The sequence below is a fragment of the Streptomyces sp. NPDC050636 genome (assembly GCF_040654775.1).
In the GTDB taxonomy this organism is placed as follows: Bacteria; Actinomycetota; Actinomycetes; order Streptomycetales; family Streptomycetaceae; genus Streptomyces.
The window spans coordinates 129,479-145,341 of the sequence record NZ_JBFAIP010000006.1 but is presented as its reverse complement, the minus strand read 5'-3'; the positions used below and the strand labels follow the sequence as shown (position 1 = coordinate 145,341).

General features: G+C 72.7%; 9 protein-coding genes. 2 read left to right on the top strand and 7 right to left on the bottom strand.

Translation table 11 applies throughout. The annotated features are described in order from the left end of the window. Nucleotides 1-65 precede the first annotated feature (65 nt). Nucleotides 66-917: a hypothetical protein gene (locus tag AB0I10_RS09155; RefSeq protein ID WP_363151700.1), complete on the top strand. Its 852-nt coding sequence runs from the start codon at nt 66-68 to the stop codon at nt 915-917. Nucleotides 918-1,011: 94 nt separating this feature from the next. Beyond that, nucleotides 1,012-2,322: a hypothetical protein gene (locus AB0I10_RS09150; RefSeq protein ID WP_363151699.1), complete on the top strand. Its 1,311-nt coding sequence runs from the start codon at nt 1,012-1,014 to the stop codon at nt 2,320-2,322. Nucleotides 2,323-2,804: 482 nt separating this feature from the next. On the opposite strand, the gene AB0I10_RS09145 is transcribed toward AB0I10_RS09150, so the two are convergent. The 7 genes from AB0I10_RS09145 to AB0I10_RS09115 form a co-directional block, all read right to left on the bottom strand. Beyond that, complete coding sequence (locus AB0I10_RS09145; protein ID WP_363151698.1) at nt 2,805-3,773, bottom strand: peptidoglycan-binding protein; 969 nt, start codon at nt 3,771-3,773, stop codon at nt 2,805-2,807. Then, nucleotides 3,773-5,431 (bottom strand): DUF6519 domain-containing protein, encoded by a 1,659-nt coding sequence (locus tag AB0I10_RS09140; protein WP_363151696.1) that lies wholly within the window; start codon nt 5,429-5,431, stop codon nt 3,773-3,775. The genes AB0I10_RS09145 and AB0I10_RS09140 overlap by 1 nt, the downstream gene beginning before the upstream one ends. 201 nt (nt 5,432-5,632) lie before the next feature. Further along, nucleotides 5,633-7,867, bottom strand: coding sequence for a hypothetical protein (locus AB0I10_RS09135; protein WP_363151695.1), 2,235 nt, complete (start codon nt 7,865-7,867; stop codon nt 5,633-5,635). Next, the gene (locus AB0I10_RS09130) at nt 7,864-11,766 is read right to left on the bottom strand and encodes a putative baseplate assembly protein (protein ID WP_363151694.1); all 3,903 of its coding nucleotides are present in this window, start codon (nt 11,764-11,766) and stop codon (nt 7,864-7,866) included. Before AB0I10_RS09130 ends, AB0I10_RS09135 begins: the two co-directional genes overlap by 4 nt. Continuing rightward, nucleotides 11,763-15,110, bottom strand: a complete 3,348-nt coding sequence (locus tag AB0I10_RS09125) for a putative baseplate assembly protein (RefSeq protein ID WP_363151693.1) — start codon at nt 15,108-15,110, stop codon at nt 11,763-11,765. Before AB0I10_RS09125 ends, AB0I10_RS09130 begins: the two co-directional genes overlap by 4 nt. Continuing rightward, the gene (locus AB0I10_RS09120; protein WP_363151692.1) at nt 15,107-15,493 is read right to left on the bottom strand and encodes a GPW/gp25 family protein; all 387 of its coding nucleotides are present in this window, start codon (nt 15,491-15,493) and stop codon (nt 15,107-15,109) included. Before AB0I10_RS09120 ends, AB0I10_RS09125 begins: the two co-directional genes overlap by 4 nt. After that, the gene (locus AB0I10_RS09115) at nt 15,490-15,861 is read right to left on the bottom strand and encodes a hypothetical protein (RefSeq protein ID WP_363151691.1); all 372 of its coding nucleotides are present in this window, start codon (nt 15,859-15,861) and stop codon (nt 15,490-15,492) included. Before AB0I10_RS09115 ends, AB0I10_RS09120 begins: the two co-directional genes overlap by 4 nt. Nucleotides 15,862-15,863: the final 2 nt, after the last annotated feature.

The window sequence follows — 15,863 nt, the reverse complement described above, 5'->3', positions numbered from 1 at the left end:
GCGGCCCTGTGCCCGCGTGTCCCCGTCCGTATGGGAAGGTCCCCTCCTTGTCTGCTGTGTCCGCCATGCCTGCTGCCGTGCGCCTGCCGCGCACGGTGGCCGCGCGGCGTGCGCTGCTGGCGGGGCTCTTCCTGGTGGGCTTCGTCGCCCTCGGCTTCGCCTTCGGTACCGGCGCCCACGCCGAGGACCGCACCGGCGCGACGGCCGTGACCGGGGCTTCGGCCCCGGACACGGACCCGGCCGAGGCGCCCACCCCGACCCGGGCCGCCACCCGGGACGGGGCCGCAGACCGACTGTCCGGCTCCGGGGCCGAGTTCGCGCAGCAGCGCGAGGCGGCCCGTACGGAGATCACCGAGCGGGAGAAGACCGCGCCCACCGCGGTCTCCGGTGCTCTGCGGCCCGCCGCCGAGCGCATTGAGCCGGTCACCGACCCCCTCACCGAGCCGGTGACCGGGGTCGTACGGGACATCCGGGACGTGGCCGGTGCCACGCTGCCCGTGGGCCTCCCGTCCGGCGAGCACGCGGGACGGCCCGGCAACGGCGGTACGTCCGAGCACGGTGGCGCGCCGAACGGTGCGCAGCAGGCCGGTGCGCGGACCGCCGCGATGGCCGACTGCACCGCCGCCCCGTCGTCCCGCCTCACCGACGGTCTGGGGAAGCCGGCCGAGCAGTTCCGTCCCGTCGCGCACGAGCAGCGGGACCAGGGGCACGACGGCCTTCCCGGCCAGTTCCCGCAGGGCCCCGTGGCGCCCGCCTCGCACTCCGCGGGTGATGGCCACGGCCCCCGTGGCGGGGACCAGTTCGCCGCCTCTCCGGCGGACCCCACACGCTTCCGGCTGCTGCCCGGTGGCGTCCGCACGGCCGATGGCGCTCCGACGCGTCGGCGTGCCGAAGAAATCCTCGAATTCCCGGGCTAGGGCAGACCGCTCCGCGTCTGTAACTGGACCTGCCGCGCGGGGGCGGGACAGGTCTGCCCGTCAAACCCTCCAAATTCGAAGGACTTTCACCACCATGCGCTCGAACATTCGCCGTTCCATCGTCGTTGCCGCCGCTGCCACCGGTCTGTGGGCCCTGGGCTCCGTCGCCGCCAGTGCCGCCGAGCTGCCCGTCACCCCGGACCTGCCGGCCACCGGCTCGGTGACCGACGCCGCGCAGCAGCTGCCCACCGGTGGCGCGACCGACACCGTCAAGAAGACCGTGAGCGACACCGCCGACAAGGCGACCGGTCTCGGCGACGTATCGGCCCCCGAACTGCCCGCCGGTGAGCTGCCCGCGCTGGGCGATGTGACCGGCGCCCTCGACGGTGTGCAGAAGCCGGGTGTCCCGTCCGCCGACCTGACGAAGGTCACGGACGCCGCGAAGGCCGCCGACGCGAAGAAGGCCGAGAAGGCCGCCAAGAAGGCCGCGAAGAAGGCCGGCAAGCTCGCCCAGGGCAAGCTGCCCGCCGCCCCGTCGCTGCCCGCCACCCCGGGCGTCCCGTCCGCCGACCTGCCCGGCGTCCCGAGCCTGCCCGGGACTCCGGAGCTGCCGAAGGCCCCCGCGCTGCCCAAGGCCCCCGGCTCGGCCGACAACCTGCTCGCCGCGCTCGCCGGTGCGGGCGTCCGTCCCGAGCAGCTGACCAACGCCGCGCAGGGCGGGCTGGCCACCGTCCGCCCGACCGTCGAGCAGGTCGCCGATGACGTGCTGCCGCCCGTCGCCCGCCGTATCGTCGTCAGGATCGTGCCGGTCGCCCAGACCACCGTCGGCGGTGCCGGCGAGCTCGCCGGTGACGCCAAGGGCCAGGCGACCCCGTTCGTGACCGCGGTCGGCGGCCACGCGCAGGTGTTCGTGACCAGCGTGTCCGGCAAGGCCACCCCGTTCGTGCAGGGTGTGTCCTCCGACGCCTCCGTGCTTGCGCAGGGCGTGACCACCGACGCCACCCCGTTCGCGCAGGGCCTGGTCACCGTCGTCGCGACCGACGCGCAGGGCATCGCCACCACCGCTGTCGCCGGTGTGCAGGGCCTGACGCCGGCGCAGGTGCCGGCCGACCTGACCGACGTTGTCGCCGTCCCGGCCACCCCGGCCGTGCCTGCCGTCCCGGCGAACCCGACCGACGCCGTCGCCGTCCCGGCCGTGCCTGCCACCCCGGCCGTGCCTGCCGTCCCGGCGAACCCGACCGACGCCGTCGCTGTTCCGGCCGTGCCTGCCACCCCGGCCGTCCCCGCCGTCCCGGCGAACCCGACCGACGCCGTCGCCGTCCCGGCCGTCCCCGCCGACCTGGCCGACCTGACCAACGCCGCCAACATCCCGGCGCTGCCGGTCCTCCCGGTCCAGGCCGTCTGAGGCTCTACGGCCGACACCACCGGCTCGTCGTCTGCGGCGGCAGACGGCATCGGATAACACCGGAGCCGGGAAACCCGGTTCACGCCGGCTCAGGCCGGACAGCGCCGGAAACCCCATGAACAGCCGGGCGGTCCTCTGTGGGGGAGGGCCGCCCGGCCTTGGCGTATCCGGGGCCAGAACGCCACAAACGCCCAAGGTCCCAAGGTCCCAAGGCTCACGGTCTTAGGGCATGGCCCCAACTAGGGGTGGGCGAACACATCCCGTAGGGGGTGCAAGCGCCCCCTGCGAGGCCACAACGCGGTGGTTCTGGACGGTATTCCCGTGGTTCGCCACGGGATCGGCGAGGTGCTGCACGGATCGGCATGACGCTGCACGGATCGGCGAGACGCTGCACGGGTTCGACACGACGCTGCACGGATCGGCGAGACGCTGCACGGATCGACATGACGCTGCACGGGATCGGCATGACGCTGCCGGGCCCATCAATCCCGCGTGTTGGGTACCCGCAGCCGTTCCCAGCTCACCTTCCCCGGCATTCCGTCCGCGTCCTTGCCCTTGAAGCCGAGCTTGTGCTGCCAGGCCGCGTACGACTTGCGATCAGCCTCGGTCCACTCCGGACTGGGGCCTTCCTTGTAGTGGCCGCAGCCCTCGGCCACCAGCCGTTTGCCCATTGCCGTGATCACCTCGCTGCGGGCCCCCGGGCGGAAGAACCCGCCGCCGGGGAACGGCTCGTACGGCGGGTGCTGCGGCTTCGGCGGCACCGGAGGCCGGGTGTCACTGCCCGTATCCGTGCCCGTGCCCGTATCCGTATCCGTGCCCGTACCGGAATCCGTGCCCGGCTCCGTGGCGCCCTCCGCCGGTTTCGCCAGCCGCTGCTTGATCCGGTCCCGCAGGGAACCCATCGTGAAGCCCCGCGGATCGACCTTCCCCGGCTGCCACTCCTTGTGGCCGATGACCGAGCGCTCGCTCCAGCCGTGCGCCCGGCAGATCGCCGCCGAGACCTTCTCGATCGCGGCCTTCTGCTCCTCCGGCCACGGGTCCCCGCCGTTGCCGAGGTTGATGCACTCGAAGCCGTAGAAGTGCCGGTTGCCGTCGGTGTCGGCGGCGTTGTCGGGCGGCAGTTCCGACTCGTTGACCACCGCCCGCAGGACGTCGCGGTCGCCGAGCCCCGCGTGGTTGGCGCGGCCGTTGCCGACGAGGTGGACCTCACCCTTCTTGTCGATCACGCCGTGGCAGAGCGGGCCCGGCAGATCGGCGTGCCCGTCGTAGCACAGGTCCACGGAGTTGTCGGTGCCCTGGGTGACGGTGTGATGGATCATCACTCCGTTCACCGGCCCCCACGGGCCCTTGGAATTGCGGTTGTGCTTACGCCAGTTGCGGACCTCGTGGACGACCACGCCCTCATCGCGTAACGCTTTGAGCAGCTGTGAGGCGGTCAGTGGTGTGGCCATCAGCCCACGCCCCCTTCGTCTCCCGCGGCCTCATTGACCGCCGCCTCGGCCGCGGCGCTCGTCTGGGACCTGCTCAGCGGCGCAGACGGCGCGGACGAAGACTCGGCCGTGCCGGCAGCCGCACCCGCAGCCGCCCCTCCGTCGCCCGCCTCCTCCGCCCGTGCCTGCGCCTCCGCGGCCAGCGCCGCATCGTCCGCCGCCGGGATGCCCGCCGACAGCGGCCGGAACGCCAGCCGCAGGTCGGGTACGGCATGCTCGCCGTGCACCCACGCCAGCGGCGCGTAGTGCGCCTCGATCCCGGCCGGGGACTGCAGCAGCGGACGGCGTGCCGCGTCCGTCGGCCACTCCACGCCACCGGTGGCCGTCCGGGCCGGGATCAGCCAGAAGTCGCCGGTCCGGTAGGTGCCGCCGGCCGCGAAGTACACCTCGACGCCGTCCTCCAGCGGCAGCCAGCCGCCCTCCTCGACCCGTACCGCACCGTGGTGCGGCCGGCCCGCCTTGGCGCCGCGCTTGGGGGACTGCCGGGCGCTGTTCTCGTGGTGGTCCCAGCGGCGCAGGAACGGATGCAGCTCGGGCCGCCGTCCGACGCGCGGCGCCGGTTCGTCCGAGAGCCGGACCCGCCGTCCGGGCAGGTCGAGTTCCTCCACCCGCAACAGCGGTTCGGCCTCGCCCCGGCTCGCGTAGGCGGTGTCCACGAACTCGACCCAGTCGCCGATGTTCAGATCCAGCTTGTCGTCGTTGCCGAGGTTCGCCAACTCGACCCAGGTGCCGTCGAGTTCATCGACCGGGAAGGTGACGGATCCGTTCTCCCTGGACCATTTGAACGTGGCGTCCTTCGCGGTGCCGGCGTCGTGCACCTCGACCCGGTAGAGCTGGTTCTCCGGCCCCCGGTAGCGGGCGTCCGGGGCGACCAGGCACGGCTCGTCGTCCGCGTGGTCCGGGCGTTCGCTGCGTGCCGCGAGACGGGAGGCGGGGGTGCGCTGCTTGCGGGCCCAGTCCGCGAACGCCTTCCGGATCTCGTCGACCGGCGGGTTGTCGCCCTCCAGTCCCAGTGCGGTGCCGGGCAGCGGCAGCACCTGCCACACCACCTTGGCGCGGGCCGCGGTGTCCGGCAGCGCCGAGCCCAGCGCGACCTCGCGCAGCGCCGGGTCCTCGGCCGCGGTGACGATCCGCTCCCACACCTTCAGATACGCCAGGTACGGGAACTGGCTGGGCAGCCGGTCGCCGGGCCGCTCCGGGTCGCGGAAGCCGTCGGGCTGGTCCCAGTACGTCCAGGTGGCGGGCGGCTTGGCCGGTTCGCCGGCGTCTCCGGTGCCGCCCGCGTCATCGGCGTCGTCGTGGCCGTCCGCCGGCACCGGCACACCCGGCTGCGGGCGGGTCGCCTCGCACAGGATGCCGTCCACGTAGTAGCGGCCGCCGCCGATGACGAGGTCGTCCAGCTCGCGGCTGCCGCCCCGCAGATCGATCTTGAAGCCGGTGGCGCCGCTCGGCCCGCCGTGCTGCCCGATCAGGTCGGCGGTGAGCGTACGGGCCTGGAACAGCTGGATCGCGGTCTGCTCATTGGCGTCGGCGTCCAGTTGGACGCGGCCCTGCTGGGCGACCACCGCAGAGTAGTGACGCTCCGGCCGGTAGGTGAGGCGCGAGAGATCAGCGTGCATGGAAGGGGTCCCCCTCGTACGGGTTGCTCAGAAGGTCGGAAGTCGGAAGGTGGCGGCAAGAGGCGGTAGCGGGTGGGCAGTTCACTCTGCGAACGGGTGGACAGTTCACTCTGCGAACGGGCGGGTGGTTCACGTCACGAACGGGCCCGCGGTTCACTTCACGAACGGGCCGGCAGTTCACCCCGCGAACAGGTAGGGAGTTCATGTGACGAACACGATCCCCGCGTCAGTGCCCGCCGGGGTGTACTCGGCGAGCCGGGCCCGCAGGCTGTCCTCGCGCTGCGGCTGGTAGAGATCGTGGTACGCGCCCATCTCGGCGCCGTCCTCCGCGCCGCGCCTGATCTCTTCCCCAGCCCCGGACGGGCCGGGGGCACCCCCGCCGCAGCCCGCCGCCAACTGCCCGTACCAGGGCGTCCCGTAGCGCTCGCCGCGGAGCAGCGGCCGCACCCGCGCGGTGTCCTCGGGGCCCGCCAGGTCCGGCTGGCAGCGGTAGCGGCGGGGGGTGCGCGAGCCGGGCGGGACGTAACTGAACCGCAGGCAGCCCACACCCCGCCGGGCGACGTGCAGCCGCCCGGTGAAGATGCTGTTCTCGGCGATCTGCACGGCGTGGGTGTGCACCTCGCCGATGACGGTGGTGCGGTGCGCGTGCAGCACCGCATGCGCATGCCGGCAGTCCGGCGCCGACAGCGCCTCCCGGTCGTGCCCGGTGGCGTCCAGGATGCTGTCACGGAGGTGGATCGGCAGCGGATCGGTGCCCACTTCGTCGCCGATGACCTCGATGGTGCCCAGGATGCAGCGGTCGATCTCGACGCAGGCGGTGGTCCGGTCCAGGACCAGGCTCGGCTCCTCGGGAGAGGCCGGATCGCACTCCGGCTCCAGGGACCAGCCCGGTACCAGCGTGCAGTGCCGCAGCGTCACCGCGCCCATGGGCCCGGTGACGTTCAGGCCGCGCCCGGTGACCAGCAGGCCGTCCAGTACGATCCGCGGCCGCTCGCCGGGGGCGCAATCCTCCTCCCTGGCACGGATGTTGAGTGCGTCGGGCCGGTTGCTGTACCAGTCCAGCAGCCGGATGACGGGCCGGGTGCCCTCGGCGGCGCGCAGCTCCAGCCGGTCGCCGGGGTCCAGGTCGAAGTCCAGCTGCTCCTGGTAGGCGCCGCTGTGGGTGATCTCGATGATGCCGTCGGGGCCGCAGCGTCCGGCCCGCCGGTCGTGCCGCCACTCCCCGTAGGCGTCCATGATCCGCTGGAAGGTCTGGCCGGGGCCGACCCGGTAGACGGCGGCGTCCGACCGGTTCTCATGGTTCTCGCGGTCCCGGCGGTCCTCCCGCAGGTATTCACCGCCGCCCAGGTCGTCCCCGAACCCGTAGTGGTAGTCCACCCATACGCCCTGCCGCGGCGCGGAGCGCGAGCCGAAGGCCATCCGGCCCAGCTCCGGGTCGACGGCGACCTGCCCGCGCTTGGGCCGGTAGCGCCAGTCGCTCAGATCGGCGACGACGATGTCGGACAGCGGGATCGGGGTGTCATGGCCGTCCCGCCGGATGGTGAAGCTCTTGCCGGGCCCGTAGTAGTCGGCGAGCCGGTCGTGCAGCTGCCGCCGCCGGATGGCGGCCGGCACATTGTCGATGGTCGCGATATGCGTCGCGGACGGTTCCGGCTCCGGGCGGGTCACCAGCGCCGTGTCGTTGCCCAGGATCGAGAAGGTGTAGAGGTTGCGGGCCCGGTCGATGCAGTACGCGGGCGCGTGCGTCACCGAGTACGGCTTCAGTCGCCAGACGAACAGTCCGACCCCGGCCGGTGAATAACCCCCTTGCGTGTGGCGGGAGTTGAGGCGGCGGACGTCCACCGACCGGGCCACCGTCCCGAACGGCCCGCCGGCCAGGTCCAGCGCCGCGCCGTCCCGGACGTCGACGAGCCGTCCGCGCCCGGCCCGCCGCGCGTTGACGGCCTCCGTGCCCGACCCGTACAGCTTCACCGGCTGCTGGTGCGCGACCAGCCGGGAGAACTCCACCGCCCGCGCCGGCCAGCCCGCCACCCCCTCCGACAGCTCCTCCAGGAGCGCGAGGGTGCCCTTGCGCCGCCGGTTGGCTACGGTGGCCGCCACATCGCGGCGCGGCGCCAGCGCCTCGGCGAGCCGCCTGCGGGACGAGTCCGGCAGCCCGCCGTCCCGCAGCCCGGTGGCCAGCACCCGCTCATAGCCGGGCAGCGGCCGGTAGCCGACCAGATCGCCGATGTACGGCAGCACCCACTCGGCGGCACTCTCCACGAACCAGTCGTCGTACTGCTGCGCCACCCCGTCGCGTACGAGATCGACCTGCTCGGCGATCACGGCGAGCAGCGCGCGCAGGGGCTCACCGCCCGCGGGATCCTCGGAGTCCCGCAGCCGGAGCCACTGCGGCAGCAGCTCCGCGAGCCCGTCCGGCTCCCTGGTCGTCGTCATCGGGTTACCTCCGTGAGGATCAGCGTGTCCGCGACCTGCGGTGAGAACAGGGCGAGCTGGGCCGGCCGGATACCGCGGAAGACGCAGACCGCGCGGCCCCTCGCCAGCGGGCGGGTGTCGGTGATGTCCGGGTTCAGACGCAGGAGTTCGGCGAGCGGGATGCCGTAGTGGCCGGCGATGGCGGACAAGGTCTCGCCGCCGGCCGCCGTCACCTCATGGACCCGCTCGTCGTACGTGGCGAGCCGGGACGGCACCGACGGGCGGGGTGCCAGCGCGAACCGGTCGGCGAGTCGGGCGAGTTCGTCCGGGGTGACGGACGCCGGGATGCCGGTGAAGGCGTCCACGTCCACGTAGTCGACGCCGGGCACCGCCTGCGCGGCGGCCAGCACCTCCGACAGCTGCGCCGGCTGCCCCAACTCCCGCCCGTCATAGCCGAGTGCGGCCAGCAGCGCCCGCCGCACCCGCGGCTCGACCAGCGGCCACGAATAGTCGGGCGCCACCTTCACCTTCGCCGCGCACAGCAGCAGCACCGGCTCGCGGACGTCCACCCGCACCGGCAGCCGGGCGTCGCCGTACTCGGCGAGCGAGGAGCGCAGTGCCCGCAGCACCTCCGCGTCCGGCGCGATCGGGATGTCGTCCACGCCCGCGACGGTCACATGCAGCACCTTCCGCCGCCCGTCGAAGAGTTCGCGGGCCGAGGCCCGGCCGATGCCGGCCCGGGAGCGGGCGAAGTCCTCGTAGTCAGGGAGGGACACCAGCCGGTCCAGCGCGGAGACGGACAGCGGGACGGTGCGCCGGGTCAGCCCTGGGCCGTCGGCGTCCGCGCCGCCGGTCGCGGGCTGCGGATTGCTGACACCGGTGACGCCCAACGGCCGGGTGATCGCCTGGGTGATGCGGTTCGCCGCGACATTCGCGGCCCGGCCGGTGCCGAAGCGGTACCGGGCCCGTACGTTGTCGTGCCCGGTCGGCAGCCGGGCGCCGTGCACCCCGTCGCCGAAGGTCACCGTCGTACGGCCGTTGTCGCCCGCCGTGCCGGTCACATACACGCGCTCGCCCGGCCCACGCCCGGCCAGACTGTCGACCGCGTGCCACAGCAGCCCGTCGACGCGTATCTGCAACTCGGGCGTCGCCCCCAGAGGGTTGTCGTCCGGCAGCCAGGTCAGCGGCGACTGCCAGAGCGCGAACGTCTGGTTGACGCGCCCGGCATCGCCGCTGCCGATCGCCTCGTCCCGGCTCTCGCCGTGCGAGGCGGGCACGACGTTGCCGTGGATGCGGACCGTGTCGCGCAGATAGCGATGGGTCAGGTCGGTGGTGAGGGTGAGCCTGGTGTGGACGCGGTCGCCCGGCAGGTCGGGGTCCAGGACCTGGTCGACGCCCGCGATCACCGCCAGCTCGGTGCCGCGCACCCCGGCCGACCCGGGGATATCGGTGCGCTCCCCGGACACGACCAGATACCGGCCCGGCCGCAACCCGTCGTACAGCTCGCCGAGTTCGATCTCATTGCCGTGCACGTCCTCGCCGACCGGATCGTCCGCCGGCCGCAGCACCTCGCCCGCGGCGTGCACCGTGGTGTCCCGGATCGCCGACAGCACCACGTCGTGCTCGTCCAGCCAGGGGTCGGCGAGGGTGAGTACCGTGCCGCGGCCGGTGATGCCGTAGTGGGTGTGGACGGCGGTGCGTACGGCGGTGACGCGGGTGGTGACGAAGGCGAGCTTGGGGTCGCCGGGGATGCCGTCGGGGTCCGTGTCCTTCTCCGGGGCGCTGCCCTTCTCTGGGGCGCTCCCCTTCTCCGGGGCCTTGCCCTTGCGGGGCCGCTCGATGGCGACCCAGCTGCCGACCGTGATCCCGTCGTACACCCCGTCCAGTGGCAGGGACAGCCGGTCGGCGGGCTTCGGCACGGTCGCGATGCCGATCTCCACGCTCGGCGGCTCGCCGCCGGACGCGACCTTGACGGTGATCTCGTACTCGCCGTGAGTGACCTGCTTGTGCTGCCCCGGCCCCAGGTCCCAGGACAGCGGAGTGCCGTTGTCCACCGCGATATGGAACTTGCCGTCCTCGCCCGGCCGGGACACGAACAGCGTGCGCTCCGGCAGGCCGGGCAGGAGCCGGGCGGTGACCCCCGGCTCCTGGGAGTCGGCCGGGCGACGGCCCAGCCAGCTCAGGTCGTGGTCCTGGCCGGTACGGGTGTGCAGTTCGACCCGGCCGGGGCCGAGGTCGAAGGGCAGGTCGGCGGGCAGGTTCTCGCTGCGCTGGTCCGAACCCCCGGTCTCGATGTGCTGGAACTCGGCCCGCACCGGCACCTTGCCCGCCGTGTCGAACACGATCCGCATGCTGGTCAGCGCGGCGCCGGTGAGCGGCCAGTCGGCCGTCCTGATCACCCGGCCGCGGTCGTCCTGCACGGGCTTGAGAGGCGCGGTCGCGCCGAAGGGGGCGGCGGTGACGCGCATGGCCAGGACGGCGCGGACGACGGCCGGGCCGGGCGCTTCGGAGGGTGCGGTGGGTGCCGGTGCGGCCTTCCGCCAGGCCGGGTAGAGGCCGTCGGACAGCCGCGGGTCCAGCGCCGTCAGCAGCTGCGCACCGAGGTCCGAGCCGGTACCGAAGAGCCGGCCCGGGTCGTGGGAGAGGGCGCGGGAGCCGGACGGGGGACGGATGACGCGGGTGCGGAGGGCGGGGAGCAGAGCGCCCAAGGCGCGGAGGGCGGCGGGGGTTCGGGCGGTGGGACCGGTTGCCTCAGGGGTCCCCCCAGGGGTTGGCTCGCCCGGCGCGGCCGGGGGCGCCTGTGGTGTACCGGGACGCGCGGCCGGCTCTTCCCCCGACAGCTCGCCGGCCCGCTCCGCCAGCTCGCCGACCACCGCCTCCAGCTGCTCGAACCAGGCGGCGACCTCCTCGTACGGGGCCGCCAGCGCCTGCGCCTCGGCGAGCCGCTCATGCGGCCCCGCCAGCCGCCGCACAAACTGCTCCGGCGTCGCGACGCCGCCCAGGTCCTTGCGCAGCGGCGCCAGCACCTGCACATCGAAATCGGCGATGAACTTGCTGATGGGGCGGGGGTTCGGGGTTTGGGGGGTGGCGTCCCCGGGATAGTCCGGATCATCCGGGTCGCCGGGTTCCTCCGGCTCCGTGATCCACTCACGCAGCTCCGCCACCAGCTCCTTCAGCGACGGCGGCGCCGACTTCGGCAGTCCGAGGCCGGTGACGTCCTCATTCCGGTCCAGCCGCACCTTCGCGACCGGCAGCAGCACCCGCTTCGCCCCGAAGTCGAAGAGCAGCCGGTCGCCGACGGCCAGCGCCGTATTGGTGCCCGCGACCAGCAGTTCGGGGCGCTTCTTCAGATCGTCCTCGGTGAGCAGGGCCGGCCGGCGGCGCCGTACCGCCAGCTCGTTCCACGCCCAGCGGGCGGTCAGGTCCTCGTCCGTCTCGAAGGTCTGCGACTCCTCGCCGGTCGCGGCGGGAACGCTGTGGCTGCGCGCCCCGCGCGGAATCACCACCGGCAGGTCCTCGACCCGCGGATCGCGGTCCACGGTGTACGCGAGATGGGTGTCGGCGGCGACGCCGGGCCGCGGCCGGTGCCCGACCAGCCGCCCGAGCAGGGCGAGCGAACGGTGCTCGTTCGCCGTCCGCAGATACCCCTCGTCGGCGATCCGCTCGCTGTGGAAGGTCAGCACATCACCCAGCACGGCCCAGGCGTCCAACAGCCCGATCGCCGGGTCGTCGGGGGTACGTACGGTCAGGCCGCGCAGCGCCGGGTAGGCGGGCGAGGCGAGCCGGTCGAGCATCCCGGCGAGGAAGGTGCCGTATGCGCCGACGCGGTAGTCGAGGGCGGTACGGCCCGGCGGGTTGTAGAGGGCGTCGGGGGTGCGGCGCTCGTCGCTGCCGCCGCATCCGCATCCGCAGGTGCTCATCGTGTACCCCCGAGCGCTCCGAGTTCGATGACCAGCCGGCCGTTCTCGGGCCGTTCCGGATCGTTGTCGCACACGGCGATCTCCAGCGGGCCGAGCCGCAGCACACCGTCCTCCAGTGCTCTGTTGTCCATGCGGTCTATGCGGTCTATGCGGTCTGTGCTGTCTGTGCGATCTGTGCGATTCCTTCGATCTGTGTGGTCTGTGTGGTCTATGTGTTCCTGATGGAACAGCCGTTGCAGCCGCGTCACCCGTACGCTCTGCACGCCCGGAACGGCCGCGGCCACCGCGGTGAGGCGGCTCAGGCGGACCGGCTCCCCGAACGTCAGCGCGTCAGGATGGAAGAAGCCGAGGCGTCCGCCGGACAGCCGACGACTGCCCAGCACCCGGGTCAACTCGGCCAGGATCTGCCCGTGTTGATGGCCCGGCGCCGCGCAGACCTCGACCATGATGTCCAGCGGCACCGTGCGGGCCGCCTCGACGACCAGGTCGTGCCCGATCCGGCGGTAGCTCTCCAGCGCGTACGCGACGGAGTCCAGCAGCTGCGGCTGAGGCTCACCGGTCCGCGCCGCGTCGATCGCCACATGCGCCTCCTGGACGCTGCCGGTCCAGCGGATCTCCGCCGCGGCCCGCTGCACACCCGGCAGCGCGGACGCCAGCTCCGCGTAGTCCGCGGCGGTCACCGCGCGCAGCCGGGTCCGCTTGAGGTCCAGCGGCGCCAGCTGCCTGACCTGCTCGATCGGCTCGGGCTCGGCGCCCCCGGTCGCGGGCAGCGGGTTGCGTACGCCCGCCACCGGCATCGGGTCGCCGGCCTCCGACACTTCCGGGTCCCGGCTCAGCACCAGGTGGTTGATGGCCTCGGCGCCGACGTTGCCCGCCGTGCCACCGCCGAGGCGGTACCGGAGGGTGAGCCGGCTACCGGGCGTCGGCCGGGCGCCGTACCGTCCGTCGCCGAAGCGCAACGCGATCCGTCCGTCGTCTTCCAGCTCACCGACGAAGTGCCGGTCCCGGGGGCCGCTGTCGAGGAGATCACGACGCGGGGTCCACACCTGCTCGCCGTCGTCGTCCATGAGGCGTACGGCGGGGAGCGCGGCGCGCGGATCGGGCAGCAGGGTGGCGGCCGGCCCGTGCAGCACCGGCTCGTCCGGATGCAGCCCCGCCGCGTACGCCGGTCCCCAACTGTGCGCGATCTCCCAGGCGATGTGCCCGCCCAGCACCACGCCCGCGCGGGCCCGTGCGGTCAGCACCTCCAGGCGGCGTAGCTTGGCGTCCAGCAGCCGGTCGCCGCGGTGCAGCAGCTCGCGCAGTGCCGGGCCATGATCGTGGCGGCGGCGCAGCTCCAGCCGCTCTAGGACCTTGAGCCCGAAGACCACCGTCAGTTCGGCGATCTCGTCCTCCGACAACCCGTCGTGGTCGCGGGCGCTGCGCCACAGCTCGACCAGCCGCGCCCGTACCCGCTCCCGGATGCCGGCCAGCCGCGTCGCCTGCCCGGCCGCCACCTGCGCGGGCTGCGGGAAGGGCACGGTCTGGGCGACGGGGGAGCGGTGCAGCACCGGGCGGAAACGGGGCCCGATACCCGGGTAGACGGACTGCGCGAGCAGCGTGCGCAGCGCCTCCGCCTGCGCGTACACCGTCCCGGGCACCACCCTCTCGCGTCGCTGCCCGGCCAGCTCAAGACCGAGCCCGGCCCGTACGGTCGCCTCCTCGCCGACGACGGTGAACAGCTCACGGATGTCGTCGGCGGTCAGCGCCGTGTGGCAACCGGTCTTCTCCAGCAGGGCGTTGATGGTCCGAGCCGTCGCGTTCCCGCCGTCCTTGTGGTCGGCACAGCCGAAGGCCGGCGGCTCACAGGAGCCTCCCCCACTCTCGGCTCCGCTCGAGCGGGAGGTACCCCCATCGGCAGGCACGGCCGGGACGGTGACCGTCTCCGGAACGCCTTCTGCTGCGGCTCCGAAGGCGAGCGACCGCCCGTGATCCACCAATACGACGTTGCCGCGCGCCACACTCACCTCCTCGACCGGAGCGCAGTCCGTACCGCCGCGGGTCGACAGGCAGAGCGGGAAGGACAGGGCGTCCTCCGGCGCCCAGGTGATTTCCAGCACCGGCTGGCCGTCGAGCTGGTCCACGGCCGGGGTGACGGAGGCGAGCCGGACCGTCTGGCGGTGCGCCGGGTCCTGGTCGCCGGGGGTTCCGGTACGCGGCCCCTTGACCTCCTCGAAGAGCAGCAGATCGCCGGGGGTGAGCTGGAGCGCCCGGCTTTCGCCTGCCTCGTCCGTCCACTCGTCGCGCAACGTCGCACTCGTCGCCCCCTTCGGCAGGGCGCAGACCTCCCCGCCCCAGGTCCACAGCCGGATGGCGTTGTGCTCGGGGCGCAGGGTGAGCGGCGTGTCGGCGACCGGCTCGAAGACCTCGACCGAGCCGCGCTCGTCCAGCAGGGCCAGATCCCGGTCGTCGATGACGGTCCCGATCTCGGGCCGGTCGCGCGGGCCGTAGGTCCTCGTATCGATGGCGGCGAAACGGAACTCGCCGGGGAGCAGGGTGAATTCCTCGACCGTCTCCAGGGACACGAACGCCCGCGCGCTGCACCCGTCATGCATCTGGTAGTCGATAAGCCGGACGTGCCGCCGTACGGAAACCCTCCGGCGGGCCGTGTCGAGATATGCCTCGGTCGCGACCGCATCCTGCTGATAACTGATCTGGTCGGCCGTGTACGCGAGCAGCTCGACCAGTGTCATGCCCAGATCGGCGGGGTTGCGTTCGACCCAGTCGGGGGTGGTCAACCGCAGCCGGTCGAGGACGAGCTGCCGCAGGGTGTCGTAATCGCGGGCCGTGTAGTCGATGACGGGGGCGGGCTTGAAGGTGTCCGGGCAGTCGCCGCCCCGCGCGTTGGTGTCGCCTGGCCCGTTCTCGTCCGCGCAGTCGAAGACGCTCGGGCAATCGGCCCGAAAGGAGAATTCCCGGCTGAAGTAACGCTGGTCAAAGCCCTCGTACGGCTGGGTGCCGGGCCGCCCGTAGGGATCCGTCTCGACGAGGGAGAGCCGATAGCGGGAGGTGTCTCCGGAGCGGTCCAGGACGACATGCAACCGGTCGTCGAGCTCGGGATCCTCCTCCCGCTCGACGGATATCTCCAGGGCTTCGATATTCGTGATACGTCGCCCGCCGTCGATACGGACATTCTCCGGGCAGAGGCCGTGCGGGGCTTTACCGAGGAAGGTGACGGTCAGTGTCACCCCGTCATCCGCGACCTCCACCGCATCGATCCCATTGAGCTGCGCCGCTCTGATCCGCCCGCGCCGGTCATCCGTACGACATACCAACTCAACTGTGGTGTCGTGCCGTTCGCTCATATTCCGCCCCGCCCCTCAAACACTTCATCGCGCCGGCTCGCGGTGGAGCGCACCACATAGCGCAGATACACGCGTACGACGTTCTCCTCGCTCACCACGTCCAGCGATTCGACCTCGATCAGATCCCCCAGCCAGCGCTGCAGCGACGCCTGCACCGAAAGCTCCACGGCGGACGCCAGCTCCGGACTGTTCGGAGTGAACACCAGATCCAACAGCCCGCACCCGAATTCGGGACGCATCACCCGCTCACCGGGACTCGTGAACAGCAACTGCTCGATCAGATCCCGCACATGGTCGTCGTGATCCGCGTGCGCGGTCCGCCCCCGTCGGTCGATCCGGAACGGAAACGCGACCTCGGTACGTACCTTCTTCGCAGCCCTCATCGGCTGGACACCCCCTGATGGCCCTGCTGGCCCTGGTGGACGTACGCCACGACCGGCGGGCCCTGCGGCACCAGCCCGGCGCTGAAACACATCGCCGCCGTCGTGTCCAGCAGCACCGGCACACCATCGATGCGTACGGCGTCGTTATCGGTATGCGGAGCCCAACGGATACTCGTGCACGGCTGCGGCAGGTGGTCGACGGCGTGCGGACATCCGCTGACCGTGAAAACGTCCACGGCGGTGGCCACGGGCGCGCCGTCGATCCGTACACCGTTACTCGTGGCCGCGGTGGATAACGCGCGCCCTCCGTGCGGGCAGCTGATCACGGCACCGCCGTGGACGAGATTCCCGGTCAACACGTCACTCACTC